This window comes from Streptomyces sp. NPDC044063 (genome assembly GCF_056434285.1).
The window spans coordinates 1-24,625 of record NZ_JBWKFM010000040.1 but is presented as its reverse complement, the minus strand read 5'-3'; the positions used below and the strand labels follow the sequence as shown (position 1 = coordinate 24,625).

General features: G+C 74.0%; 23 protein-coding genes. 17 read left to right on the top strand and 6 right to left on the bottom strand.

Annotated elements, in window-relative coordinates; genetic code table 11:
* The first annotated feature begins 208 nt into the window (after nt 1-208).
* Complete coding sequence (gene glmM, locus AC07BS_RS32040) at nt 209-1,567, top strand: phosphoglucosamine mutase (RefSeq protein ID WP_478647052.1); 1,359 nt, start codon at nt 209-211, stop codon at nt 1,565-1,567.
* A gap of 73 nt (nt 1,568-1,640) precedes the next feature.
* On the opposite strand, the gene coaA is transcribed toward glmM, so the two are convergent.
* A complete protein-coding gene (gene coaA / locus AC07BS_RS32035) occupies nt 1,641-2,609 on the bottom strand; it encodes a type I pantothenate kinase (protein ID WP_478647309.1) in 969 nt (322 codons plus the stop codon).
* Nucleotides 2,610-2,811: 202 nt separating this feature from the next.
* On the opposite strand from coaA, the gene AC07BS_RS32030 reads away from it, so the two are divergent.
* From AC07BS_RS32030 to AC07BS_RS32020, 3 genes are all read left to right on the top strand, one after another.
* A complete protein-coding gene (locus tag AC07BS_RS32030) occupies nt 2,812-3,099 on the top strand; it encodes a hypothetical protein (RefSeq protein ID WP_478647050.1) in 288 nt (95 codons plus the stop codon).
* A gap of 100 nt (nt 3,100-3,199) precedes the next feature.
* Entirely contained in the window at nt 3,200-5,053 is a 1,854-nt protein-coding gene (glmS, locus tag AC07BS_RS32025) for a glutamine--fructose-6-phosphate transaminase (isomerizing) (RefSeq protein WP_478935257.1), read from the top strand.
* Nucleotides 5,050-5,418, top strand: a complete 369-nt coding sequence (locus AC07BS_RS32020; RefSeq protein WP_478647047.1) for a holo-ACP synthase — start codon at nt 5,050-5,052, stop codon at nt 5,416-5,418. The genes glmS and AC07BS_RS32020 overlap by 4 nt, the downstream gene beginning before the upstream one ends.
* Before the next feature lie 52 nt (nt 5,419-5,470).
* On the opposite strand, the gene AC07BS_RS32015 is transcribed toward AC07BS_RS32020, so the two are convergent.
* Nucleotides 5,471-6,133, bottom strand: coding sequence for a response regulator (locus AC07BS_RS32015; protein ID WP_478935256.1), 663 nt, complete (start codon nt 6,131-6,133; stop codon nt 5,471-5,473).
* 48 nt (nt 6,134-6,181) lie between these two features.
* Nucleotides 6,182-7,357 carry a sensor histidine kinase gene (locus AC07BS_RS32010; RefSeq protein WP_478647044.1) on the bottom strand — a complete coding sequence of 392 codons (1,176 nt, stop codon included), beginning with the start codon at nt 7,355-7,357 and terminating at the stop codon, nt 6,182-6,184.
* 157 nt (nt 7,358-7,514) lie between these two features.
* Here AC07BS_RS32010 and AC07BS_RS32005 point away from each other — a divergent pair, with 157 nt between their 5' ends.
* The 3 genes from AC07BS_RS32005 (at nt 7,515) to AC07BS_RS31995 (ending at nt 11,613) form a co-directional block, all read left to right on the top strand.
* Nucleotides 7,515-7,796 (top strand): hypothetical protein, encoded by a 282-nt coding sequence (locus AC07BS_RS32005; protein WP_478935255.1) that lies wholly within the window; start codon nt 7,515-7,517, stop codon nt 7,794-7,796.
* 55 nt (nt 7,797-7,851) lie between these two features.
* Nucleotides 7,852-8,850 carry a helix-turn-helix domain-containing protein gene (locus AC07BS_RS32000; protein WP_478935254.1) on the top strand — a complete coding sequence of 333 codons (999 nt, stop codon included), beginning with the start codon at nt 7,852-7,854 and terminating at the stop codon, nt 8,848-8,850.
* A 162-nt stretch (nt 8,851-9,012) separates the two neighbouring features.
* Nucleotides 9,013-11,613 carry an NACHT domain-containing protein gene (locus AC07BS_RS31995; protein ID WP_478935253.1) on the top strand — a complete coding sequence of 867 codons (2,601 nt, stop codon included), beginning with the start codon at nt 9,013-9,015 and terminating at the stop codon, nt 11,611-11,613.
* A gap of 40 nt (nt 11,614-11,653) precedes the next feature.
* Here the strand turns inward: AC07BS_RS31995 and AC07BS_RS31990 are convergent, their stop codons facing one another.
* Nucleotides 11,654-13,153 (bottom strand): NAD(P)H-hydrate dehydratase, encoded by a 1,500-nt coding sequence (locus AC07BS_RS31990; protein ID WP_478935252.1) that lies wholly within the window; start codon nt 13,151-13,153, stop codon nt 11,654-11,656.
* A 118-nt stretch (nt 13,154-13,271) separates the two neighbouring features.
* Between AC07BS_RS31990 and alr the strand changes: the two genes are divergently transcribed.
* The 4 genes from alr to AC07BS_RS31970 all read left to right on the top strand — a co-directional run bounded on the left by alr (nt 13,272) and on the right by AC07BS_RS31970 (nt 16,674).
* Entirely contained in the window at nt 13,272-14,447 is a 1,176-nt protein-coding gene (gene alr / locus AC07BS_RS31985) for an alanine racemase (protein ID WP_478935251.1), read from the top strand.
* Nucleotide 14,448: 1 nt separating this feature from the next.
* Entirely contained in the window at nt 14,449-15,732 is a 1,284-nt protein-coding gene (locus tag AC07BS_RS31980) for an alpha/beta fold hydrolase (protein ID WP_478647034.1), read from the top strand.
* 87 nt (nt 15,733-15,819) lie between these two features.
* On the top strand, nt 15,820-16,353 hold the full coding sequence (tsaE, locus tag AC07BS_RS31975; protein ID WP_478647032.1) for a tRNA (adenosine(37)-N6)-threonylcarbamoyltransferase complex ATPase subunit type 1 TsaE: 534 nt from the start codon (nt 15,820-15,822) through the stop codon (nt 16,351-16,353).
* 144 nt (nt 16,354-16,497) lie between these two features.
* Nucleotides 16,498-16,674: a hypothetical protein gene (locus tag AC07BS_RS31970; protein ID WP_478647031.1), complete on the top strand. Its 177-nt coding sequence runs from the start codon at nt 16,498-16,500 to the stop codon at nt 16,672-16,674.
* 97 nt (nt 16,675-16,771) lie between these two features.
* Here the strand turns inward: AC07BS_RS31970 and AC07BS_RS31965 are convergent, their stop codons facing one another.
* Nucleotides 16,772-17,365 carry a hypothetical protein gene (locus AC07BS_RS31965; RefSeq protein WP_478935250.1) on the bottom strand — a complete coding sequence of 198 codons (594 nt, stop codon included), beginning with the start codon at nt 17,363-17,365 and terminating at the stop codon, nt 16,772-16,774.
* A gap of 218 nt (nt 17,366-17,583) precedes the next feature.
* Between AC07BS_RS31965 and tsaB the strand changes: the two genes are divergently transcribed.
* From tsaB to tsaD, 3 genes are read left to right on the top strand one after another with little or no spacing between them, the layout of a single operon-like run.
* A complete protein-coding gene (gene tsaB / locus AC07BS_RS31960) occupies nt 17,584-18,252 on the top strand; it encodes a tRNA (adenosine(37)-N6)-threonylcarbamoyltransferase complex dimerization subunit type 1 TsaB (RefSeq protein ID WP_478935249.1) in 669 nt (222 codons plus the stop codon).
* A gap of 32 nt (nt 18,253-18,284) precedes the next feature.
* On the top strand, nt 18,285-18,782 hold the full coding sequence (gene rimI / locus AC07BS_RS31955; RefSeq protein ID WP_478647307.1) for a ribosomal protein S18-alanine N-acetyltransferase: 498 nt from the start codon (nt 18,285-18,287) through the stop codon (nt 18,780-18,782).
* Nucleotides 18,766-19,923 carry a tRNA (adenosine(37)-N6)-threonylcarbamoyltransferase complex transferase subunit TsaD gene (gene tsaD, locus AC07BS_RS31950; protein WP_478935248.1) on the top strand — a complete coding sequence of 386 codons (1,158 nt, stop codon included), beginning with the start codon at nt 18,766-18,768 and terminating at the stop codon, nt 19,921-19,923. Before rimI ends, tsaD begins: the two co-directional genes overlap by 17 nt.
* Before the next feature lie 36 nt (nt 19,924-19,959).
* Here the strand turns inward: tsaD and AC07BS_RS31945 are convergent, their stop codons facing one another.
* Entirely contained in the window at nt 19,960-21,204 is a 1,245-nt protein-coding gene (locus tag AC07BS_RS31945) for a class I SAM-dependent methyltransferase (protein WP_478935247.1), read from the bottom strand.
* Nucleotides 21,205-21,307: 103 nt separating this feature from the next.
* On the opposite strand from AC07BS_RS31945, the gene AC07BS_RS31940 reads away from it, so the two are divergent.
* The 3 genes from AC07BS_RS31940 to groL all read left to right on the top strand — a co-directional run bounded on the left by AC07BS_RS31940 (nt 21,308) and on the right by groL (nt 24,510).
* Nucleotides 21,308-22,243, top strand: coding sequence for a polysaccharide deacetylase family protein (locus AC07BS_RS31940; RefSeq protein WP_478935268.1), 936 nt, complete (start codon nt 21,308-21,310; stop codon nt 22,241-22,243).
* 212 nt (nt 22,244-22,455) lie between these two features.
* Nucleotides 22,456-22,764, top strand: a complete 309-nt coding sequence (gene groES / locus AC07BS_RS31935; RefSeq protein ID WP_478647021.1) for a co-chaperone GroES — start codon at nt 22,456-22,458, stop codon at nt 22,762-22,764.
* A gap of 117 nt (nt 22,765-22,881) precedes the next feature.
* Nucleotides 22,882-24,510, top strand: a complete 1,629-nt coding sequence (gene groL, locus AC07BS_RS31930; RefSeq protein ID WP_478647020.1) for a chaperonin GroEL — start codon at nt 22,882-22,884, stop codon at nt 24,508-24,510.
* The last annotated feature ends 115 nt before the right edge of the window (nt 24,511-24,625 follow it).

Here is a 24,625-nt window from a genome sequence, read left to right as displayed (position 1 = left end):
GGGTGAAAGAAAGAGGATGGGGGGGGAAAAGACCACAAAACCCCCCACCACCCCACCCCCCCCCCCCCCCCCCCTCCCCCCCCCCCCCCCACCCCCCCCCCCCCCCCCCCCCCCCCCCCCGGGGCGTTCGGCCATTACCGGTCAGGACCAGGTACGTATGTTCGGGGCCTCGCGGCGTGGCCCCACCCCGCTTTTTCGGAGGACACCAGTGGGACGACTCTTCGGTACGGACGGTGTGCGCGGTGTCGCCAACGCCGATCTGACAGCCGAGCTCGCGCTCGGCCTGTCGGTCGCGGCGGCGCATGTGCTCGCCGAGGCGGGTACGTTCGAGGGCCATCGGCCGGTGGCCGTGGTCGGGCGGGATCCGCGCGCGTCCGGGGAGTTCCTGGAGGCCGCCGTGGTGGCCGGTCTGGCCAGCGCCGGCGTGGACGTGCTGCGGGTGGGCGTGCTGCCCACGCCCGCCGTGGCCTACCTGACCGGTGTCCTCGGCGCCGACCTCGGCGTCATGCTCTCCGCGAGCCACAACGCGATGCCCGACAACGGCATCAAGTTCTTCGCCCGCGGTGGCCACAAGCTCGCCGACGAGCTCGAGGACCGCATCGAGGAGACCTACCGGGCGCACGCCTCCGGCGAGCCCTGGGACCGACCCACCGGTGCCGGCGTCGGCCGCGTCAAGGACTACGACCAGGGCTTCGACAACTACGTCGCCCACCTGATCGGCGTCCTGCCCAACCGCCTCGACGGCCTCAAGGTCGTCATCGACGGCGCCCACGGCGCGGCCTCCCGCGTCTCCCCCGAGGCCTTCTCGCGCGCCGGCGCCGAGGTCGTCACCATCGGCACCGAGCCCGACGGCCTCAACATCAACCACGAGTGCGGCTCCACCCACCTGGACAAGCTGCGCGCCGCCGTCGTCGAGCACGGCGCCGACCTGGGCGTCGCCCACGACGGCGACGCCGACCGCTGCCTGGCCGTGGACCACAAGGGCAACGAGGTCGACGGCGACCAGATCCTGGCCGTCCTGGCGCTCGCCATGCGCGAGGCCGACTCGCTGCGCAAGAACACCGTCGTCGCCACCGTGATGTCCAACCTGGGCTTCAAGCTGGCCATGGAGCGCGAGGGCGTCCAGCTCGTCCAGACCTCGGTCGGCGACCGCTACGTCCTGGAGGAGATGAAGGCCAACGGCTTCGCCCTGGGCGGCGAGCAGTCCGGCCACGTCATCGTCCTGGACCACGCCACGACCGGTGACGGCACCCTCACCGGCCTGATGCTGGCCGCCCGCGTCGCCGCCACCGGCCGCTCGCTGGCCGACCTGGCCGGCGTCATGGAGCGCCTGCCGCAGGTCCTGATCAACGTCCGGAACGTCGACAAGTCCCGCGTCGGCTCCTCGGAGGAGCTCGCCGCCGCCGTCAACGCCGCCGAGCGCGAGCTGGGCGCCACCGGCCGGGTGCTGCTGCGCTCGTCCGGCACCGAGCCGCTCGTCCGCGTGATGGTCGAGGCCGCGGACCACGAGCAGGCGCGGAAGGTCGCGGAGCAGCTCGCGGACGTCGTGAAGACGGCGCTGGGCTAGCCGGACCCCCGTCCACGGACGAACGCCGAACGCCGGGCGGGCTGACAGTCGTCAGCCCGCCCGGCGTTTTTCGTCAGAGCTTCCGCAGCGACAGTCGCTGCACCTTGTGGTCGGATCCCTTGCGGAGGATCAGGTTCGCCCGGCCCCGCGTCGGCGCCACATTCTCCAGCAGGTTCGGCTTGTTGATGGTGCGCCAGTTCCGTCGCGCGTAGTCCAGCGCCTCCTCCTCCGACACGCGCGTGTAGCGCTGGAAGTAGGAGTCGGGGTTCTGGAACGCCGTCGCGCGCAGCTTCCGGAACCGTTCGTAGTACCAGCGCTCGATGTCCTCCGCGCGGGCGTCCACGTAGACGCTGAAGTCGAAGAAGTCGGCGAGCGAGACCCGGGTGCGGCCGTCCTGGCCGGGCTGGGCCGGCTGGAGGACGTTGAGCCCCTCGATGATCAGGATGTCCGGCCGGTGCACGGTGAGCCGCTCGCCGGGCACGATGTCGTAGATCAGGTGGGAGTAGACGGGTGCGGAGACCTCGTCCTTCCCGGCCTTCACATCCGCGACGAAGCGGGTGAGGCCCCGGCGGTCGTAGGACTCGGGGAAACCTTTCCGCGACATCAGGCCGCGCGCCTGCAGCTCCGCGTTGGGCAGCAGGAAGCCGTCCGTGGTGACCAGCTCGACGCGCGGGTGCTCGGGCCAGCGGGCCAGCAGCGCCTGGAGCAGACGGGCCGTGGTCGACTTGCCCACCGCCACGCTGCCCGCGACGCCTATGACGAAGGGCGTGCCGCGCTGGGCCCCCTTCTCGCCCAGGAACGTGTTCAGCGCGCCGCGCAGGCTGCCCGTGGCGCCCACGTAGAGGTTGAGCAGGCGGGACAGCGGCAGATAGATGTCGCGGACCTCGTCCAGGTCGATGACGTCGCCCAGCCCGCGCAGCCGCTCCACCTCCTCGGCGGTGAGCGGCAGCGGGGTGTTCTCGCGCAGCGCGCTCCACTGCGCCCGGGTCAGGTCCACGAACGGCGAGGACTCCGCGCGGCGGCGTTGCTGCGGCTGCTCCATGGTGGTCGGCACGGGCCCATTGTCCGCGCGTGGCGCGCGCGGATCACGTCGGGGTGGTCCGGCCACCTGCGTTTTCGCGGTGACTGGGGGGAAGCGGGAGGTGCCAGTGGGTGAAGTTTCCTCCGGGGGTCTGTACTTACTTGCCGGTCAGGAATAGCGTCCAGCGTCCTGTCCGCACGCGCCACGCGAGGAGACTCGCTCCGTGTTCGTTTTCCTGCTCGTCCTCCGCCGCGTCCGCCGCGCCGGGAAGGGCGTACGGCGTCTCGTGCGCCTCGGCACGCCCCCCGCGTCCGCCGACACCGGCGCGCGGGCCGCCTTCGCCGACCGGGTGCACGGCGACCTCGCCGCCGAGCTGCCCGACGAGGACCTCGGCCAGGACCTCGACGACTGCCTCGACCGCTACGTTCTCGGCAGCAAACCGCGCTGCGAGGAGGTGGAGTACCTGGAGATGGTGCAGGACGCCATCGACCGCATCGAACGGGGGCGTTGACCCGGCGCCGCCGACTCCGCCGCCGACTCCGCCGCCGACTCCGCCGCCGACTCCGGCGTTGACCCGCGACCGCCGGGGCGGGGGCCGTACGCTGCACCTCATGTGCGGAATCGTTGGCTATGTGGGAGGGCAGTCCGCCCTCGACGTCGTATTGGCAGGGCTGCGGCGCCTGGAGTACCGCGGCTACGACTCGGCCGGGGTGGCGGTCCTGGCGGACGGCGGACTGGCGTCGGCCAAGAAGGCCGGCAAGCTCGCCAATCTGGAGAAGGAACTGGGCGACCGGCCGCTCCCGTCCGGGCCGACCGCCATCGGTCACACCCGGTGGGCGACCCACGGCGGCCCGACGGACGCCAACGCCCACCCCCACCTCGACAACGCCGGTCGGGTGGCCGTCGTCCACAACGGCATCATCGAGAACTTCGCCGAACTCCGGGCCGAGCTCGCCGACCGGGGGCACGACCTGTCCTCCGAGACCGACACCGAGGTGGTCGCCCACCTGCTGTCGGAGTCCTTCTCGTCGTGCGGCGACCTCCCCGAGGCCATGCGGCAGGTCTGCCGCCGGCTGGAGGGGGCGTTCACTCTGGTGGCGGTGCACGCGGACGAGCCGGACCTGGTCGTGGGGGCCCGACGCAACTCTCCGCTGGTGGTCGGTGTTGGAGATGGTGAGAACTTCCTCGCGTCGGACGTCGCCGCCTTCATCGCCCATACGCGGGAAGCGATCGAGCTGGGCCAGGACCAGGTCGTCGAGCTGCGCCGCGACGGCGTGACGGTCACGGACTTCGACGGCGCGTCCGCGGACGACTCCGTGCGGACGTATCACGTGGACTGGGACGCCTCGGCGGCCGAGAAGGGGGGTTATGACTACTTCATGCTCAAGGAGATCGCCGAGCAGCCGAAGGCCGTGGCCGACACGCTGCTGGGCAGGATCGACTCGGCGGGCTCGCTGACGCTGGACGAGGTGCGCATCCCCGCCTCCGTGCTCCGCGAGGTCGACAAGGTCGTCATCGTGGCGTGCGGGACGGCCTACCACGCGGGGATGATCGCCAAGTACGCCATCGAGCACTGGACCCGCATCCCGTGCGAGACGGAGCTGGCGAGCGAGTTCCGCTACCGCGACCCGATCCTCGACCAGCGGACCCTGGTCGTCGCCATCAGCCAGTCCGGCGAGACCATGGACACCCTCATGGCCCTGCGGCATGCCCGCGAGCAGGGCGCCAAGGTGCTGGCCATCTGTAACACCAACGGCTCGACGATCCCCCGCGAGTCGGACGCCGTGCTCTACACCCACGCCGGCCCCGAGGTCGCGGTCGCCTCGACCAAGGCGTTCCTCACCCAGCTGGTCGCCTGCTACCTGGTCGCGCTCTACCTGGGACAGGTGCGCGGCACCAAGTGGGGCGACGAGGTGTGGAGCGTCGTCCGCGAGCTGTCCGCGATCGGCACACAGGTGGAGGAGGTGCTGGAGACCATGGAGCCGGTGCGCGAGCTGGCCCGCTCCCTGGCCGACAAGAACACCGTCCTCTTCCTGGGCCGCCACGTGGGCTATCCGGTGGCCCTGGAGGGCGCCCTGAAGCTCAAGGAGCTCGCCTATATGCACGCGGAGGGGTTCGCGGCCGGTGAGCTCAAGCACGGGCCCATCGCGCTGATCGAGAAGGATCTGCCGGTGGTCGTGGTCGTCCCGTCGCCGCGCGGCCGGTCCATCCTCCACGACAAGATCGTGTCCAACATCCAGGAGATCCGGGCGCGCGGCGCCCGCACCATCGTGATCGCCGAGCGGGGCGACGAGGCGGTGCGCCCCTACGCCGACCACCTGGTGGAGATCCCGGCGACGCCCGTCCTGCTCCAGCCGCTGGTGGCCACCGTGCCGCTCCAGGTCTTCGCCTGCGAGCTGGCGACGGCCCGGGGCAACGAGGTCGACCAGCCGCGCAACCTCGCGAAGTCGGTGACGGTCGAATGATCGTGGGAGTGGGGATCGACGTCGCGGAGATCGAGCGGTTCGACGCGGCCTTGCAGCGTACGCCCGCCATGGCCGGCCGGCTCTTCGTGGAGCGCGAGCTGTATCTGCCGACCGGGGAGCGCCGGGGCATCGCCTCGCTGGCCGCCCGCTTCGCCGCCAAGGAGGCGCTGGCCAAGGCCCTGGGCGCGCCCGGCGGGCTGCTCTGGACGGACGCGGAGATCGTGACGGAGGGCAGCGGCCGGCCGAGGCTGCTGGTCAGGGGCACGGTGGCCGCGGTCGCCGAGGCGCTGGGCGTCACCTCGTGGCACGTCTCGCTCAGCCATGACGCGGGAGTGGCCTCGGCGGTGGTGATCGCGGAGAAGTAGGCCGCGGGGAAGCCGTGGGGGAGGGGTCGGTCCGTGGTGGGCCCGGACCGGCTCAGGCCTCCCCGGCGTCGTGGACCAGCAGCGCGATCTGCACCCGGTTGTTCAGGTCCAGCTTGGTGAGGATGCGCGAGACGTGCGTCTTGACCGTGGGCACGGACATGTACAGCTCGGCCGCGATCTCCGCGTTCGCCTGTCCCCGGCCCACGGCGGTGGCCACCTCGCGCTCCCGTTCGCCCAGGAGGGCCAGCCGCTCGCGGGCCGCCTCCGCCCGGGAGCGCACCCGGGGGTCCCCGCCCGACACCTGGGCGATGAGCTGCTGGGTGACGGCCGGGGACAGCACCGGCTCGCCGGCCGCGACCCTCCGTACCGCCTCGACGATCTCCCGCGGCGGGGTGTCCTTGAGCACGAACCCGGCGGCGCCCGCCCGCAGGGCGCGCAGCACGTGCTCGTCGGTGTTGAAGGTGGTCAGCACGATCACCTCGGGCGCCTCCGGGCGCCGGCGCAGCGCCTCGGTGGCGGCCAGCCCGTCGACGCCGGGCATGCGGATGTCCATCAGGACGACGGCGGGGGAGTGCGCCGTGACCATCCCCGGTACCTCGCCGCCGTCGGCGGCCTCGGCGACCACCTCGATGTCGGGCGCGCCGCCGAGCATCAGCCGCAGTCCGGCGCGTACGAGCGGGTCGTCGTCGACGAGGAGCACGCGGATGCTGCTCACGGCGGTGGCCTCGCAATCTGGGGGTGTGGGGGAGCCTCGGCCTGTGGATCAGGGCTGTCCGGGCCCCGCGGGCCAGGGTAGCCAGGCGGCCAGACGGAAGTCCTCCCCCGTTCCGCCGTGCTCCAGCCGGCCGCCGGCCAGGGCGGCCCGTTCGGCGAGCCCGAGGAGCCCCTGCCCGGCGCCGGGGATGGCCGCGGGGCCGTCGGGAGTGCCGTTCGGAGTGTCTGCGAGGGCGTTGCGCACCTCGATGTCCAGGCCCTCGCCCGGCCCGCCGGAGAGCGTGATGCGCACGGGTGCGCCGGGGGCGTGTTTGCGCGCGTTGGTGAGGGCCTCCTGGACGACGCGGTAGGCGGTGCGCCCGAGGGCCGCCGGGGCCGCCCCGGTCTCCGCCGCGCCGAGCGGCTCGTAGTCGATCCGCGCCCCCGTCCCGCCCGCCTCCTCGACCAGGCGGGCGATGTCGCCCAGCGTCGGCTGCGGCCGTCCGTCGGCCACGGGGGCGCGCAGTACGCCGATGACCTCGCGCAGGTCCTGGAGCGCCTGGTGCGCGCTGTCGCGGATGACCCCGGCCGCCCGCTGGATCTCCGCCGCCGGGGCCTCCGGATGGAACTCCAGCGCCCCCGCGTGCACGCTCAGCAGCGACAGCCGGTGGGCCAGCACGTCGTGCATCTCCCGGGCGATCTCCTCCCGGGCCCGCTGGGTGGCCCGGGCCGCCCGCAGCGCCGACTCGGCCTCCGCCAGCTCGGCGCGCTGCCGCAGCGACTCGATCAGCTGGCGGCGCGAGCGCCGGAACAGACCCCAGCCGATCGTGCCGGCGAGCAGTGCGAAGTAGCTGATCGACGGGCCGGTACGGGTCTCGTCGAGGCCCGGCAGCTCGTAGAGGAACACCGGCAGCGGCGCGAAGGCGAGCGCGGTGACCCACGCGGTGACGCGCCAGGGGCGGTACGCGGCGACGGTGAAGAGGGCGACCAGGGCGGGTCCGGTCAGGAAGTGCCCCACGCTCCCGCCCACCAGCAGGACGACGGCGAGCGGCACCGGCCAGCGCCGCCGCAGGAACACCGCCGCGCAGGCGAGGCCGCCGGCCAGCTGGTCGACGACCTGCCAGGCCGGGCTCAGCTCCCATGCCGCGGGAATGGCCCGGGAGGTGATGGCGGCGAAGCAGGCGGCGAACAGGAACAGCCCGATGTCGGCGGCCCAGTCGCGGCGGGTTCGGTGGATGTGGCGCACCTGTCCGAATCTACGGCGGCGACGGGACGGCCGGAGCGGTCCGGCGGCAGGCCGATACTTCGGTATGAGTGGTCGCGCGCGGCCCGGAGACTTTGGTCGGCGGACCGCCGCCGACGGGAGGACGCCGGGCGGGGACCGCGCTTCCTAGGCTCGGACCATGAACGATTCCGCTCCTGAGAACACGCCGCCGGCCGGCGGGAACGACTCCGCGGGGAAGACGGCCGCCGGGGTGAAGAGCCTGCTCGGCATCGTCAGCTTCATCCTCATCGTCGGGGGCGTCAGCGGCCTGATCCACGAGTGGCTGGGCTGGTTCCGCCTCTTCGGCTTCCTGCGCTACCTGGCCCCCGACGGCTACGAGATCTACACGTACGCGGTGCTCGTGGTGCTCGGCTTCGCCGTCGGCGCCGCGTCGGACGCCGTGGGGCGCGACCGGAGGTAAAGGCCCGTGCCTACGCTTTGACTCTCCAGCGACGGGAGACCCCAAGGTGGCGGACATGGATGACGACACCCTTCACTCCGTCTGCACCATCGGGGAACTGGCCCGGCTGACCGGACTGCCGGTCAAGACGATCCGGTTCTGGTCCGACGAGGGAGTGGTGCCGCCGGCCGATCGCACACCCGCGGGCTACCGCCTCTACGGCCCCGACGCGCCGGCGCGTCTGGGACTGGTCCGCACGCTGCGCGAGCTCGGGATCGGCCTCGACACCGTCCGGCGGGTGCTGGAACGCGAGGTCACGGTGGCCGAGGTCGCGGCCGTGCACGCCCGGGCCCTGGACACGCAGATCCGCACGCTGCGGCTGCGCCGGGCCGTACTGGGGGCGGTGGCGGGACGCGGGTCCACACCGGAGGAGATGGAACTCATGCACAAGCTCACGAACCTGTCGGACGGGGAACGCCGCCGCCTGATCGAGGACTTCGTCGACAGCGCCTTCGAGGGGCTGGACATCGACCCCGGCTTCCTGGCCACGCTGCGCGAGGCGGTGCCCGTGCTGCCCGACGACCCGTCCCCGGAGCAGGTGGAGGCGTGGGTGGAGCTGGCGGAGCTGGTGCGGGACGACGAGTTCCGCGCCGGGATGCGGCGGGCGGCCGCCGAACAGATCCGTGCGCGGGGCGAGGCCGGGCAGCCCACGCCCGAGGAGGCGCGGCGGCTGGCCGGCGTCATGAAGGACCGGACCGCGGCTGCGCGCACGGCCGGGATCGCGCCGGACACGGAGGCGGCGCGTCCGGTGGTCGACGAGCTGGTGCGGGAGTGTGCCGGGCTGTCGGGGCGCGAGGACGGGCCGGAGTTCCGGCGGTGGCTGCTGGAGCAGCTGGAGACCGGCAACGACTCGCGGTACGAGCACTACTGGCGCCTCGTCGCGGTGATCAACGGCTGGCCCGCGCCGGACATGGGCCCGGCGGTGGAGTGGCTGATCGCGGGCCTGCGGGCGACCGGGACTGCCGGGACTGCCGGGACCGCCGGGGCGACCGGGACCGCCGGGGCGGCCGGGTAGCGGGACGGGCGGCCGGGGTGCCCCGCACGGGGGGGCGGGGCGCCCCGGCCGTCTCCGGTCGCGCAACTGTCCGTCGTCGCCCGGTGTTGAGAAGGTGTGGGCGGCGTGTGTGGGCGGCGTATCGTCTGGTCCGCTCGTAGGGCACCGGGGGAGGGAGAGGGCATGCATCCGGCGAAGGAACGCATCGCGGCGGTGTTCGGGGAGAGCCAGGGCAGCGGCTATCTGCTGGCGCCCAACGTCGTGCTGACCGCGGCGCACGTGGTGCGGGGGTGCCACGACCCGCGGGCGATCGTGCCGGGCGGCGTCGGCAAGGTGCGCTGCCGCGTCGAGTGGGAGCGCGACGACAATCGCCGGTGCGACGTGGCGCTGCTCGTGGCCGAGCGGGATCTGGTGACTCCGGAGGCGGCCCAGGAGTTCGAGCCCCTGATCTGGGGCCGGTCCTACGACCTCCGGGCCTGGCCGGGCGCGCAGGCGGTCGGCTTCCCGCAGGTGCAGCGCGACACGGCCGGCGAGCTCGACACCGAGCAGATCGTGGGCACGCTGAAGCCCGGCAGCAATCTCCTCAGCGGGCGGCATGTGCTGGACAGCGGGTTCGGCGCGCCGGAGCGGCCGGGCGGCGGTTCCCCGTGGGCGGGGATGTCGGGGGCGGCCGTCTTCGTGGAGGGGCTGCTGGCGGGGGTGGTCTGCGCCGATCCCAGCGGCTGGGGGCACGGGCGGCTGACCGTGACGCCGTCGGAGACGCTCTGGCAGGACTTCCGCTTCCTCCAGGAGTGCCTGCTCGCGGGCCACAAGCCCGAGTCGCGCTCCCTGGCGTCGCCCCGGCAGCTCGAAGCGGAGGCGTTCGAGCGACGGTTACGGGCCTACGTCGTCGACAAGGCGAGCGAGCTGACCATCATCGGGCTCACCCTCTCCGACGGCGAGGGCGAGACCTGGCCGCTCGACGCCGCCTATCTCAGCCTTGAGCTGACCGGCGCTTCGCGGGACGGGCGGATGCGCTCGCCCCAGCGTGCGGAGGAGGCCCTGTCCGGGCACCGGCGGGTGCTGCTGCGCGGCGCGGCCGGATCGGGGAAGACCACGCTCCTCCAGTGGCTGGCCACGATCACGGCCCGGGGCGACCTGCCGCCCGGGCTGGGACACCTCAGTGGCTGTGTGCCGCTGACCCTGCCGCTGCGGACGCTGATCCGCAGGGGCGAGCTGCCCCGACCCGAGGAGTTCCTCGCGGCCGCCGCGGGCCCGCTGGCGGGACTGCCCGCCGCGGAGGGCTGGGTGACCCGCCGGCTCGTCGAGGGCACCGCCCTGCTGCTGATCGACGGGGTGGACGAGGTCCCCGAGGCCGACCGCCGGCGCACCCTGGCCTGGGTCAAGGATCTGCTCGCCGCCTATCCCGAGGCGCGGTACGTCATCACCACCCGGCCCTCCGCCGTGCGCGAGGGCTGGCTCGCGGAGGCGGGCTTCACGGAGCTCGAACTGCTGCCGATGAGCCGGGGCGACGTCCTGGCCTTCATCGACCGCTGGCACGACGCGGCCGGGCAGCGGGACGACGAGCGGCTGCGGGCCTTCCGGGACTCCCTGATGGCGGCGGTGGTCGCCAAGCGCGATCTCGGCCGGCTCGCCACCAACCCCCTCATGTGCGCGATGATCTGCGCCCTCAACCGCGCCCGCCGGGGCCATCTCCCGCACGGCCGCATGGAGCTGTACCGCGCGGCGCTGGACCTGCTGCTGGTGCGGCGCGACCGCGAGCGCGAGATCGTGGTCGGCCCGGAGAGCCCGGAGCTGGAGCAGGCCCAGGTCGCCCTCCTGCAGAAGATCGCCTACTGGCTCATCAGGAACGGCCGCTCGGAGATCGAGTGGCACAAGGCCGTGGAGATCCTCGAACGCGCGCTGCCGGCGATGCCCGCCGTGGCGGCCCGGGGCAGCGCCGAGCAGATACTCCGGCATCTGGTGGTGCGCAGCGGCCTCCTCCGCCAGCCCACGAGCGGGACGCTGGACTTCATCCACCGCACTTTCCAGGACTACCTCGGCGCCCAGGCCGCCGTCGACGACTGGGACTTCGACCTGCTGGTCAACCACGCCCACGACGACCAGTGGGAGGACGTCCTGCGCATGGCGGTGGGCCACGCGCCGCCGCGCGCCAGGGCCGAGCTGCTGCGCAAGCTGCTGGAGCGCGGCGAGCGGGAGGAGGACAAGCGGCACCGGCTGCATCTCCTCGCGGCGGCCTGCCTGGAGCAGGCGACCGAGGTGGACCCGGAGGTGCGGAGCGCCATCGAGCGGGCGACGGCCGGGCTGGTGCCCCCGCGCGACACCGAGTCGGCCAAGGCCCTGGCCGAGGCCGGGGAGATCGTGCTGGACCTGCTCCCCGGCCCCGAGGGGCTCACGGACGAGGTGGCCCACGCGGTCGTCGTCGCGGCCACCGCGGTCGCCGACGACCGGGCCATCCCCCTCCTGGCCTCCTACGCCACGCACCCCTCCCGCCAGGTGCGGGCCCAGCTCGCCTGGGCCTGGGACCGCTTCGACACCGAGCACTACGCCGAGGCGGTGATCGGCAGGCTCTCCTACGACGACGGCCTGGCGTTCGTGGTCAAGACCGACGCCCACCGGTCCGCGCTCACCCGGCTGGGCGGACGCCCCGAGGTCTGGCTGAGGGGCCGGGCGGCCGGCCCCGCCGGGGCGGCCGAGGCCGCGGGGGCTCGGGAAGCGCCTCCGGAGGAGCCGCCGGGGCAGCCGCTGGAGCACCCGCCGGAGGAATCCCCGGCGGGGCGGTGAGTCCGGGGCGGTGAGCCTGCCGGATCACCATCGGCCCGGCTCAGTCCAGGGCGATGTCCTGCCAGACCTCGCGCAGGCCGGCCGCCACCTCCAGGGCCGTGAGGGGGGCGGGGCCCAGCCGGCGGGCGGCGAGGCCGTGGAGGTAGGCGCCCACGGACGCGGCGTCGTGGGCCGTCAGGCCCGCGGCGAGCAGGGAGCCGGTCAGGCCCGAGAGGACGTCGCCGCTGCCGGCGGTGGCCAGCCAGGGGGTGCCCGTCGGGTTGACCCGGACCGGTCCGCCGGAGGCGTCGGCGATCAGGGTCGTGGAGCCCTTGAGGAGGGCCGTCACCCCGTAGCGCCCGGCCAGGGCGCGGACGGAGGCCAGGCGGGAGGCCTCGACCTCCTCCCGGGAGGTGCCGAGCAGCACGGCCGCCTCCCCGGCGTGCGGGGTCACCAGCGTCTCGGCGGCCCGGGACCGCAGGGCGTCCGGGTCCAGCAGGCGGAGCCCGTCGGCGTCGATCAGCACCGGTACGTCCTCGGCCAGTACGTCCTCCAGCGCCTGCCGGGCGTCGGGGCCGTCGCCCAGCCCGGGGCCGACGACCCAGGCCTGCACCCGGCCCGCCTTGGCCGGCGGGCCCGTCGTCACCAGGGTCTCCGGGAAGCGGGCGATCACCGCGTCCACGGCGGGCCCGGCGTAGCGGACCGCGCCCGCGCCGCCGCTGAGCGCGCCGGCCACCGCGAGCACGGCCGCGCCCGGGTAGCGGGCCGAGCCGGCGACGATGCCGACGACCCCGCGGCGGTATTTGTCGCTCTCGGCGGCCGGGTGGGGCAGCAGGCCGGCCACGTCCATGTGCTGGAGCGCGGTCACGTCGGGCGTGTCGGGCAGCCGGGGCCCGAGGCCGATGTCGGTGAAGCGCAGCGCGCCGGCGTGTTCGCGCGCCGGGTCGATGAGCAGGCCGGGCTTGTAGGCGCCGAAGGTCACGGTCGCGTCCGCGCGCACGGCCGGGCCCCGTACCTCGCCGGTGTCGGCGTCGACGCCGCTGGGCAGGTCGACGGCGACGATCAGCGCGCCCGTCTCCTCGGCGGCGCGGACCAGGGCCTCGGCGTCCGGGCGCAACCCGCCCTTGCCGCCGATGCCCACGATGCCGTCGACGACGAGGTCGGCACGCCGCACGGCCCGTACGCCGGCAGAGTCGCCGCTTCCGCCTGCCTTGCCGGCCGCCTCGCCGTCCGCCTCGCCGGCCGCGGGCACCGTACGGCCGCCGGCGGCGCGCAGGGCGCGCAGGCCGCCCTCGTGGGCCCGGTCGGGGGCCAGCAGCACGGCCGTGACGCCCGCGCCCCGGCGCGCGAGGCGGGCGCCGGCGTAGAGCGCGTCGCCTCCGTTGTCGCCGCTGCCGACGAGGAGGGTGACGCGGGCGCCGTAGACGCGGCGGCCCAGCAGGTCCGCGCAGGCGGCCGCGAGGCCGGCGGCGGCCCGCTGCATCAGGGTGCCGGGGGGCAGCTCGGCCATGAGCGCTCGTTCGGCGGTCCGTACGGTTTCCACGCTGTGGGCAGTCCTCATGGGGTCAGCCTCGCGCAGGCGGGCCGCGGGCGGCCACCGGGCCGTCGGGCCGGTCAACCGGATCGAAGCGTTCCCCCAGGCTCCCCGCCCCGCGCCCCGGCCTGAGACACTGGCTGCGATGAGTGAGACACCGATGCGCGCCCGTGCCGTGGTCGACCTGGCCGCCCTCCGGGCCAACGTACGTGCTCTGCGGGCTCGCGCCCCCCGGGCGCAGCTGATGGCCGTCGTCAAGGCGGACGCGTACGGGCACGGGGCGGTGCCCTGCGCGCGGGCGGCCCGGCAGGCCGGAGCGGAGTGGCTGGGCACGGCCACGCCGCACGAGGCGCTGGCGCTGCGCGCCGCCGGGGACACGGGCCGGCTGATGTGCTGGCTGTGGACGCCCGGCGGGCCGTGGCGCGAGGCCGTCGAGGCCGGCATCGACATCTCGGTCAGCGGTCCGTGGGCGCTGGATGAGGTCACCGCCGCCGTGCGCGCCGCGGGCCGGCCCGCGCGCGTCCAGCTGAAGATCGACACCGGTCTCGGTCGCAACGGCTGCCAGCCCGCCGACTGGGAGAAGCTGGTCGCCGCCGCCCGGGACGCCGAGAAGGCCGGGCTGGTCGCGGTCACGGGCGTGTGGTCGCACTTCGCGTGCGCCGACGAGCCGGGCCACCCCTCGATCCGGGCCCAGATCGAGGTCTTCAAGGACGCCGTGGCCTACGCCGAGGCCCAGGGGCTGACCCCCGAGGTCCGGCACATCGCCAACTCCCCGGCCACCCTTACCCTCCCCGAGACCCACTTCGACCTGGTGCGGACCGGCGTGGCGATGTACGGCATATCGCCCAGCCCGGAGATCGGCACCCCGGAGGACTTCGGGCTCAGGCCGGTCATGACGCTCTCCGCGTCGCTCGCGTCCGTCAAGCGTGTGCCGGGCGGGCACGGGGTCTCTTACGGCCATCTCTACACCACCCCCGGCGAGACCACCCTGGCGCTGGTCCCCGTCGGCTACGCGGACGGCATCCCGCGCGCCGCCTCCGGCACCGGCCCGGTGCTGGTCGGGGGCAAGTGGCGCACGGTCGCGGGCCGCGTCGCCATGGACCAGTTCGTGGTGGACCTGGGCGGCGACAGCGCCGACGTGGGCGACGAGGCGGTGCTGTTCGGGCCGGGCGACCGCGGCGAACCGACCGCCGAGGACTGGGCCCGGGCGACCGGAACCATCGCCTATGAGGTCGTCACGCGCATCTCCGCGCGCGTGCCCCGCGTCTATACCGGGGAGGTCCCGGAGGATGACACCGTAGGCCACGACACGGGGGAGTGACATGGGCGAGGGCGGCGGTAGTACGGGCACGGGGGCGGCGGTCACCGGAGCGGCGGCGGCCGCCGGGGCCGTGGGCGTCGCGGACGCGGCGGGCGCCGTGCCCTGGCGGCGCGGGGCGGGGCTCGCGGGAGCCGCGGTCGGCCTGGTGGCCGCCGGAGCCGCGGTCGGCGTCGCCGTCGAGCGGCTGACCGTCGGGCGCGGCATGCGCCGCAAGGCCCGGCTCGCGCTGGACGCGGCGGGCCCCTACGGCACGTTGCGCGGCACCACCGGTGTCGCGATCGCCGACGACGGCACCGAGCTCCACTACGAGGTCGACGAGATCGACGAGCCGGAGCCGGCCGCGGCGGGCGGCCGTTCCCGGCTCCTCGGGCGTCGCAGGCCGGTCCCGCCGGTCACGGTCGTCTTCAGCCACGGCTACTGCCTCAGCCAGGACTCCTGGCACTTCCAGCGCGCCGCCCTGCGCGGCCTGGTCCGCACCGTCTTCTGGGACCAGCGCTGCCACGGCCGCTCCGGCCGGGGCAAGGCCCGGTGCGACGGCGGCGAGCCCGTCTCCATCGACCTGCTCGGCCGCGACCTCAAGGCCGTCATCGACGCCGCGGCGCCCGAGGGGCCGCTGGTGCTGGTGGGGCATTCGATGGGCGGCATGACGACGATGGCCCTGGCCGACCAGTTCCCCGAGCTGATCGCGGAGCGCGTGGTGGGCGCGGCCTTCGTCGGCACGTCCTCGGGGCTGCTGTCGGAGGTGACGTACGGGCTCCCGGCCGCCGGGATGAGCCTTGTGCGCCGGGCCGTGCTGCCGGGCGCGTTCAAGCTGATGGCCGAGCGGACCGACCTGGTCGAGAAGGGGCGCCGGGCGACCGCCGAGCTCGTCGGGGCGATCATCAAGCGCTATTCGTTCGGGGCGCGCGACGTGGACCCGGCGGTGGCCCGGTTCGCGGAGCGGCTGATCGAGGCGACGCCGGTGGACGTGGTCGCCGAGTTCTATCCCGCCTTCGACGCGCACGACAAGGTGGCCGCGCTGAGCGCCTTCGACGGCCGTCCCGTGCTCGTCCTCGCCGGCGAGAAGGACCTGATCACGCCGAGCACCCACAGCGAGGTGATCGCCGACGCCCTGCCGGCCGCGGACCTGGTCGTCGTCCCGGGAGCGGGGCACCTGGTGATGCTGGAGCAGCCGGAGCAGGTCTGCGAGCGGCTCGCGGAGCTGCTGGCGGCGGCCGGGGGGCCGCTCGCGACCGGACGACCGGGAGGGGCGGAGGGGTCCCGGGCCGCCGGGTCCCGGCACTGACCCTGCCCGCGCCCTCCCCGTGCCCTCCCCGCGAGGGGCGCGCACGGCACGGCGCCCGGGGCCGCCGACCCCGTACCATCGGCGGATATGAACGCCCCGCACGACACCACCGCCGCCGCGTCCACGCAGCTCACCGTCAAGTCCGCCGAGGACATGCGCGAGTTGGGCCGGCGGCTGGCCGCGCTGCTGCGGCCCGGCGACCTGGTCCTGCTCTCCGGTGAGCTCGGGGCCGGCAAGACGACGATGACCCGCGGGCTGGGCGAGGGGCTCGGCGTGCGCGGCGCCGTGACCTCGCCGACCTTCGTCATCGCCCGGGTCCACCCGTCGCTGGGCGACGGCCCGCCCCTGGTCCACGTCGACGCCTACCGGCTCTCCGGCGGGCTGGACGAGATGGAGGACCTGGACCTGGACGTCTCGCTGCCCGAGTCGGTCGTGGTCGTGGAGTGGGGTGACGGCAAGGTCGAGGAGCTCTCCGAGGACCGGCTGCGTGTCGTCATCGAGCGGGCGGTCGGCGCGGACGCCCCGGCCGCCGGCGTGGACGACGCCGACGACGTGCGCAGCGTGACCGTGACCGGGGTCGGCGAGCGCTGGACGGGCGCGGACCTCTCCTCGCTGGGGTAGCGGATCCGGCACGCGACGTAGTTTCCGACAAGCCGTCGGGAAGACGTTGCGCGCGCGGTGCCGCGCGTGGTGACATGGGTGAACGGAGGCTCGGTTAGGTCTGCCTCACTTCCTCCGCCCGGCCCGAGCTGCCCAGGAGGCTCCATGACGGCCCAAGAGCCCGCCGCCCCCGTGGTGGACCGCTCGGAGGAGCGGCCCCGGCCCCTGTCCGTGCGCGATCTCCTGGCGGCCTGCGCCGCCGCCGACGCGGTCTCCACCCCGCCCGCGGCCCCCGGTCCCGCTGAGCGCCCCGGGCGCGCGGAGGAGCGCGACGCGGCCTGACGTACCCCGCCCGCGTCGCCGCCCGTCGCAGACCGGTCCCGGATAGCCCGAACGGGGGACGCGGCCACTGCCACGCCCCCCGGATCTCCGTCCCGCTCTACGGGACGACGACGACCTTGGTGTTGTTCACCGCGAACTCCCACATGGCCCGACCGTCGGCCGGCAGCTCGCGGATGCCGCCCGTCTTCTTCGTCGGGTCCAGCTTCGGCGACGAGCCGTCGACGGCCGCGCTGAAGCCGAAGACGACGCCCGTGGCGAGGTCCTTGTGGAAGCGCACCACGTGCTCGATCGGGATCCCGTCCGAGCCCGTGACCTGCGGGGCCCGCGAGGTGACCGCGTAGGTGCCGGGCGGCGGGTTGACCGTGCTGGGCGCCACCTCGTACGTCCGGGTGGCCTTGCCGTCGGAGCCCACGAGCCACACCCGCTTCTGCGCGAGCCCGTAGACGACCCGCAGGCCGGTGCCGGAGTCCTGCGGGACCGGGGTCGCCGCCTTGCCCTGGTCCTGGGTGGCGCCGCCGGCCGCGCCCGTCGCGCCGCCGCCCTTGTCCTTGTCCTTGCCGGACGCGGCGGGGGCGTGCGCGCTCGCGGGGCGGTCCGGCGCGGCCTCCGCCTGGTATGCGAGGAAACCGACCCCGCCCAGCGCCGCCGCCGTGAGCACGGCCACGATCGCCCCCGAGCTGCTGCGTGCCACGGTGCGCACCCTTTCGTCCCGCGTACTGGTTCTTCGTTCCGCGTGCCGGCCCGTACGGACCGGGCCGCCCGTCCGTCCGTACCCGCTGTACGGCCTGCTCGTACGGCCGCTCGCACGGCTATGCGGCTGACCGTAGCACTCGGCCGCGCCCCCGCCGCGCCCCCGGCGATGACCGGTGCGGGCACCGGACGCCCCATGGCGCGCCGTAGGCTTGTCACGTGCTGCTGCTCGCTCTGGATACCGCCACCCCCGCCGTCACCGTCGCCCTCCACGACGGCGAGTCCGTCGTCGCCGAGTCGAGCCAGGTCGACGCGCGCCGGCACGGGGAACTGCTGCTGCCCGCCGTCGACCGGGTGCTGAGCGAGGCGGGGTGCGCGCTGGACGCCGTGACCGGCCTCGTCGTGGGCGTCGGCCCCGGCCCCTACACGGGCCTGCGCGTCGGCATCGTCACCGCCGCGACCTTCGCGTCCGTGCTGTCCGTGCCCGTCCACAGCCTGTGCACGCTCGACGGCATCGCCTACGCCGCCGGGCAGGCCGGTCTCGAGGGCGAGTTCGTCGTGGCGACGGACGCCCGCCGCAAGGAGGTCTACTGGGCGCGGTACGCCGACGCCCGGACCCGGGTCACCGAGCCCGCCGTGGACCGCCCCGCCGAGCTCGCCGAGCGCGTCGCGGGCCTGGCCGCCGTCGGCGCCGGCGCCGTGCTCTACCCGGACGCCTTCACGGACGTACGGGCCGACCTGCCGCAGCACCAGTCGGCGGGCGCGCTCGCCGCGCTGGCCGCCGAGAAGCTGCGCACCGGCGGCGAGTTCCTCCCCGACCAGCCGCTCTACCTGCGCCGGCCGGACGCCCAGGTGCCCGCCAACTACAAGGTGGTCACCCCGCAGTGACCGGGTCGGCCGCGGCGGTCGGTATCCGCGAGATGCGCTGGTGGGACATCGGGCCGGTGCTGGAGCTGGAGCGCGAGCTCTTCCCGCACGACGCCTGGTCGAAGGGCCTCTTCTGGTCGGAGCTGGCGCACGCGCGCGGTGCCAACGCCAACCGCCGCTACGTCGTGGCGGAGGCCGCCGGGGAACCCGAGGGCGCGCGCCGCGTCGTCGGCTACGCCGGCCTCGCCGCCGTCGACGGCACCGGCGACGTCCAGACCATCGCCGTCGCCCGCGAGCACTGGAGCACCGGCCTGGGCGCCCGGCTGCTCACCGAGCTGCTCACCACCGCGACCGCCTTCGAGTGCCGCGAGGTGCTGCTCGAGGTGCGTGTCGACAACACCCGTGCCCAGCGCCTGTACGAACGCTTCGGCTTCGAGCCCGTGGGCGTCCGCCGTGGCTACTACCAGCCCGGCAACGTCGACGCGCTCGTCATGCGCCTCACCGACCCCACCACCGCAGTGCAAGGAATGACCCATGGCTCGCAAGGCTGACGAACCCCTGGTCCTCGGCATCGAGACCTCGTGCGACGAGACCGGTGTCGGGATCGTCCGCGGTCACACGCTGCTCGCCGACGCCGTCGCCTCCAGCGTCGACGAGCACGCCCGCTTCGGCGGCGTGGTCCCCGAGGTCGCCAGCCGGGCGCACCTGGAGGCCATGGTGCCGACGATCCAGCGTGCCCTGAAGGAGGCGGGGGTCAGCGCCAAGGACCTCGACGGCATCGCGGTCACCGCCGGCCCCGGCCTCGCGGGCGCCCTCCTCGTCGGCGTGTCGGCCGCCAAGGCGTACGCCTACGCCCTGGGCAAGCCGCTCTACGGTGTGAACCACCTCGCCTCGCACATCTGTGTGGACCAGCTGGAGCACGGCGCCCTGCCCGAGCCGACGATGGCCCTGCTGGTCAGCGGCGGCCACTCGTCCCTGCTGCTGGCGCCCGACATCACCGCGGACGTCCGGCCGCTCGGCTCGACCATCGACGACGCGGCGGGCGAGGCCTTCGACAAGATCGCCCGGGTGCTCAACCTGGGCTTCCCCGGCGGCCCGGTCATCGACCGCTGGGCGCGCGAGGGCGACCCCGACGCCATCCGCTTCCCGCGCGGCCTGACCGGCCCCCGCGACCCGATATACGACTTCTCCTTCTCCGGCCTGAAGACCGCCGTGGCCCGCTGGATCGAGGCCAAGCGCGCGGCCGGCGAGAACGTCCCGGTCGCCGACGTCGCCGCCTCCTTCCAGGAGGCCGTGGTGGACGTGCTGACCCGCAAGGCCGTGCGTGCCTGCAAGGACCACGGCGTCGACCACCTGATGATCGGCGGCGGTGTCGCGGCCAACACCCGGCTGCGCGCCATGGCCCAGCGCCGCTGCGAGGACGCCGGCATCACGCTGCGCGTGCCGCGTCCCAAGCTGTGCACGGACAACGGCGCGATGGTCGCCGCCCTCGGCGCCGAGATGGTGGCCCGCGGTCGCGCGGCCTCGTCGTGGGACCTGTCGGCGGACTCCTCGCTGCCGGTCACGGACACCCACGTCCCGGGCACCCACGCCCACGACCACGACCACGGTCACGGTCACAGCCATGGCCACGGGCATGGCCACGACCACGACCACTTCCACGAGCTGAGCAAGGACAACCTCTACTCGTGACGCGCGGGGGCCGGTCTCTCCCCGGGGGCGCCGGCCCTACGCGGCGGGGCGCGCCGGCTGTGCCAGGAGCATCGTCGGAGCGCCCGCCACCCGGGTCAGCACGACCACGCAGGAGTTCGGGCCCGCGAGCTTGAGCTTCCGGCGCAGTTCCTCCGGCTCCACCGCCGAGCCGCGCTTCTTGATGACCGCCACCCCGATCCCACGCTCGCGCACGACCGCCTTCAGGCGCTTCAGGTTGAACGGCAGCACGTCCGTGACCTCGTACGCCGCCGCGTACGGCGTCGGGTGGAGCTCGTCGCTCGTCACGTACGCGATGGTCTCGTCGATCAGGCCGCCGGCCAGCCGCTCCGCGACGTCCGCCACGAGGTGGGCACGGATGACGGCGCCGTCCGGCTCGTAGAGGTAGCGGCCCACGGGGCGGACCGGCGGGTCGGGCAGGCCGCGGCCCATCAGGGTCGCACCCTCGGGCAGCAGGGTGGCCCGGTACGCGCCCGGGTCCGTGCCGAACCACAGCACGGCCTCCTTCACGTCACCGCCGTCGGAGATCCACTCCGCCTCCGCGTCGTCCGGGATCGCCTCGTGGGGGACGCCCGGGGCGATCTTCAGGGCCGCGCGCGGGGCCGAGCGGGCCGCCTCGATCGCCCAGGAGAGCGGCGGGGAGTAGGCCTCCGGGTCGAAGATGCGACCGCGGCCGCCGCGCCGGGCCGGGTCGACGAAGACCGCGTCGTACGGCGTGGTGTCGATCTCCGTGACGTCGGCGCAGCGCACCTCGATCAGGTCGGCCAGGCCCAGCGCGGCGGCGTTGGCCCGGGCGACCTCGCAGGTGAGCGGGTCGCGGTCGACGGCGAGCACGGAGATCCCGGCTCGCGCGAGCGCGATGGCGTCGCCGCCGATGCCCCCGCACAGGTCGGCGATCCGGCGCACGCCGAGCTCCTGGAAGCGCCGGGCGCGGTGGGTGGCCACCGAGGCGCGCGTGGACTGCTCCACGCCGTTGGGCGTGAAGAACATGCGGTACGCGTCCTCCGCGCCGAACTTCGCGACCGCGCGCTGCCGCAGCCGGGCCTGTCCGAGCGCGGCGGAGACCAGCTCGGCCGGGTGCTCACGGCGCAGGCGGGTCGCCGTGGCGAGCTCCCGCGCGGGGTCGTGGTCGCGGAGCCCGTCGAGGAGGGCGCGGCCCTCGTCGGTGAGCAGGGCGGCGAAGGCGGCGAGGGCCTGGGCGGTCTCGGCGGCCTGGGCGGCGTCGGTGGTGGCGGCGGGGTTCGGTGCGGGCACGTGTCTCATTCTCCCTCGCGGTCCCCGGCCCTTCCCGGCCCCGGCCGGGCGGTGGCGGTCCCGGCCCCCCGCGCGGTCGTCGAACGCATGCACAAGAATCGTTCGGGTGACCCTGTCTGTTTCCGGCCATCGCGGCCGTCATGGTCGTCCCGGCTCCCACGGCCGCCCCGGCTCTCACGGCCGCCCCGGCCTTCCCGGTGGGCCGGGCCGCCGTCGTCGCGCCGCCCTCCTCGCCGTCTCCGCGGCCCTGCTGCTGACCGGCACCCTCGCGGGGTGCTCCGGGGCGTCCTCCGGCTCCTCCGGGGCGTCCGGCGGCCCGGGGAAGCCGCGTACGGGGGCGAGCGCGTCCGCCACGCCCGGCGACGCGTACCGCCGCTGGGGGCTGGAGCGGCCGCTGGCCGCCCCGCCCGCCCCGCCGGCGCGGAAGCCGGTGGCGCTGCCCTCGCCGGGCGGTATCCCGCCGGTCGTCCGCCGGATACCGACCACGGACAAGGTCGTGTTCGTGACGATCGACGACGGGGCCGAGAAGGACCCGGAGTTCGTGCGGATGGCCAGGGACCTGAAGCTGCCGTTCACGATGTTCCTCACGGACAGCATCGCCCGCGCGGGCGGCGGCTACGGTTATTTCGAGCCGCTGCGCGCCCTCGGCAACGGCGTCCAGAACCACACGCTGACCCATCCGAACCTGCGCACCCTGTCGGCGGACGCCCAGAAGCGCGAGATATGCGGCCAGCAGGACGCCCTGGAGAAGCGTTTCGGCACCCGGCCCCCGCTCTTCCGGCCGCCCTACGGCAATTACAACGACGCCACACTCACGGCCGCCGCCGGCTGCGGGGTGCGGGCGGTCGTGCTGTGGGAGGCGACGATGCAGATCAACGACATGCGCTACGCCCAGGGCGACGGGCTGCGCCCCGGCGACATCGTGCTCGCCCACTTCCGCGGTCCGGGAGAGCTCAAGGGCACCTCGATGACCAGGATGACGACCAACATGCTCCGCAGCATCCAGGCCCAGGGATACACGGTGGGGCGACTGGAGGACTACCTCTGATCGTGGACGGGTAGGGACCGGGCGCCGCGCGATGGATTGGCACTCCGCTTGACCGAGTGCTAACCGCGTCATAGTCTCGGCACCGTTGGCACTCTCCACCGGTGAGTGCCAAACACAGCGACGGGCAGATCCGGCACCCGCGACGACGGATCTACCAGGTCGCCACCTCAGACAAATGACCCCGTGAGATCTCCGAAGGGGGAGGTCGGATCGTGACGACCGCCAGCTCCAAGGTTGCCATCAAGCCGCTCGAGGACCGCATCGTGGTCCAGCCGCTCGACGCCGAGCAGACCACGGCCTCCGGCCTGGTCATTCCGGACACCGCCAAGGAGAAGCCCCAGGAGGGCGCTGTCCTGGCCGTGGGCCCGGGCCGCTTCGAGAACGGCGAGCGCCTCCCGCTCGACGTCCAGGTCGGTGACATCGTGCTCTACAGCAAGTACGGCGGCACCGAGGTGAAGTACAACGGTGACGAGTACCTCGTCCTCTCGGCCCGCGACGTCCTCGCGGTCATCGAGAAGTAGTTCACCCGAGGCTTTCGAGCTTTCGAAGCTTTAGTTCTGCGCCCCTGGTTCCCGCGTCCATTCAGCCGGGCGCCCGGGGCGCAGTTCGTTTGAGAGAGATCGCGAGGATTCTTACCCATGGCCAAGACCCTGAAGTTCGACGAGGACGCCCGTCGCGCCCTTGAGCGCGGCGTCAACAAGCTCGCCGACACCGTCAAGGTGACGATCGGCCCCAAGGGCCGCAACGTCGTCATCGACAAGAAGTTCGGCGCTCCCACCATCACCAACGACGGCGTCACCATCGCCCGTGAGGTCGAGCTCGAGGACGCGTACGAGAACCTCGGCGCCCAGCTCGTCAAGGAGGTGGCGACCAAGACCAACGACATCGCGGGTGACGGCACCACCACCGCGACCGTCCTGGCCCAGGCGCTGGTCCGCGAGGGTCTGCGCAACGTCGCCGCCGGCGCCTCCCCGGCCGCCCTGAAGAAGGGCATCGACGCCGCCGTCAAGGCCGTCTCCGAGGACCTCCTGGCGACCGCCCGCCCGATCGACGACAAGTCCGACATCGCCGCCGTGGCCGCGCTCTCCGCGCAGGACCAGCAGGTCGGCGAGCTGATCGCCGAGGCGATGGACAAGGTCGGCAAGGACGGCGTCATCACGGTCGAGGAGTCCAACACCTTCGGCCTGGAGCTGGACTTCACCGAGGGCATGGCCTTCGACAAGGGTTACCTCTCGCCCTACATGGTCACCGACCAGGAGCGTATGGAGGCCGTCCTCGACGACCCGTACATCCTGATCCACCAGGGCAAGATCTCCGCGATCCAGGACCTGCTGCCGCTGCTGGAGAAGATCATCCAGGCCGGTGGCTCCAAGCCGCTGCTGATCATCGCCGAGGACGTCGAGGGCGAGGCCCTCTCCACCCTCGTCGTCAACAAGATCCGCGGCACGTTCAACGCCGTGGCCGTCAAGGCCCCGGGCTTCGGCGACCGCCGCAAGGCGATGCTGGGCGACATGGCCACCCTCACCGGTGCCACCGTCATCGCCGAGGAGGTCGGCCTCAAGCTCGACCAGGCCGGTCTGGACGTGCTGGGCACGGCCCGCCGCGTGACCGTCTCCAAGGACGACACCACCATCGTCGACGGTGGCGGCAACTCCGGTGACGTCGAGGGCCGCGTCGCCCAGATCAAGGCCGAGATCGAGACCACCGACTCGGACTGGGACCGCGAGAAGCTCCAGGAGCGCCTCGCCAAGCTCGCCGGTGGCGTCTGCGTCATCCGCGTGGGTGCGGCCACCGAGGTCGAGCTCAAGGAGAAGAAGCACCGTCTGGAGGACGCCATCTCCGCGACCCGCGCCGCGGTCGAGGAGGGCATCGTCTCCGGTGGTGGCTCCGCCCTCGTCCACGCCGCCAAGGTGCTGGAGGACGGTCTGGGCAAGGAGGGTGACGAGGCCACCGGTGTCGCCGTCGTCCGCCGCGCCGTCGTCGAGCCGCTGCGCTGGATCGCCGAGAACGCCGGCCTCGAGGGCTACGTCATCACCTCCAAGGTGGCGGAGCTCGAGAAGGGCCAGGGCTTCAACGCCGCGACCGGCGAGTACGGCGACCTGGTGAAGGCCGGCGTCATCGACCCGGTCAAGGTCACCCGCTCCGCCCTGGAGAACGCCGCCTCCATCGCCTCCCTGCTGCTCACGACCGAGACCCTGGTCGTCGAGAAGAAGGAAGAGGAGTCCGCCGAGGCCGGTCACGGCCACGGTCACGGCCACGCGCACTGACCCACGCGCTTGTCGCACCGGGGGGGGGGGGCGCCGGGGGGGGGGGGGGGGGGGGGGGGGGGGTGGTTGGGGGGGGGGGGGGGGGGGGGGGGGGGGGGTGGGGGGGGGGTGGAGG

Excerpts from the sequence above, each read along its gene's own strand:
- AC07BS_RS31995 (WP_478935253.1), top strand. The coding sequence starts at position 9,013 with ATGCATCCGGCGAAGGAACGCATCGCGGCGGTGTTCGGGGAGAGCCAG.
- coaA (WP_478647309.1), bottom strand. The coding sequence starts at position 2,609 with ATGGAGCAGCCGCAGCAACGCCGCCGCGCGGAGTCCTCGCCGTTCGTG.
- AC07BS_RS31945 (WP_478935247.1), bottom strand. The coding sequence starts at position 21,204 with ATGAGACACGTGCCCGCACCGAACCCCGCCGCCACCACCGACGCCGCC.
- AC07BS_RS31970 (WP_478647031.1), top strand. The coding sequence starts at position 16,498 with ATGACGGCCCAAGAGCCCGCCGCCCCCGTGGTGGACCGCTCGGAGGAG.
- tsaD (WP_478935248.1), top strand. The coding sequence starts at position 18,766 with ATGGCTCGCAAGGCTGACGAACCCCTGGTCCTCGGCATCGAGACCTCG.
- alr (WP_478935251.1), top strand. The coding sequence starts at position 13,272 with ATGAGTGAGACACCGATGCGCGCCCGTGCCGTGGTCGACCTGGCCGCC.
- AC07BS_RS31980 (WP_478647034.1), top strand. The coding sequence starts at position 14,449 with ATGGGCGAGGGCGGCGGTAGTACGGGCACGGGGGCGGCGGTCACCGGA.
- rimI (WP_478647307.1), top strand. The coding sequence starts at position 18,285 with ATGCGCTGGTGGGACATCGGGCCGGTGCTGGAGCTGGAGCGCGAGCTC.
- groL (WP_478647020.1), top strand. The coding sequence starts at position 22,882 with ATGGCCAAGACCCTGAAGTTCGACGAGGACGCCCGTCGCGCCCTTGAG.
- glmS (WP_478935257.1), top strand. The coding sequence starts at position 3,200 with ATGTGCGGAATCGTTGGCTATGTGGGAGGGCAGTCCGCCCTCGACGTC.
- AC07BS_RS32005 (WP_478935255.1), top strand. The coding sequence starts at position 7,515 with ATGAACGATTCCGCTCCTGAGAACACGCCGCCGGCCGGCGGGAACGAC.
- AC07BS_RS32020 (WP_478647047.1), top strand. The coding sequence starts at position 5,050 with ATGATCGTGGGAGTGGGGATCGACGTCGCGGAGATCGAGCGGTTCGAC.
- AC07BS_RS32000 (WP_478935254.1), top strand. The coding sequence starts at position 7,852 with ATGGATGACGACACCCTTCACTCCGTCTGCACCATCGGGGAACTGGCC.
- tsaE (WP_478647032.1), top strand. The coding sequence starts at position 15,820 with ATGAACGCCCCGCACGACACCACCGCCGCCGCGTCCACGCAGCTCACC.
- AC07BS_RS31990 (WP_478935252.1), bottom strand. The coding sequence starts at position 13,153 with ATGAGGACTGCCCACAGCGTGGAAACCGTACGGACCGCCGAACGAGCG.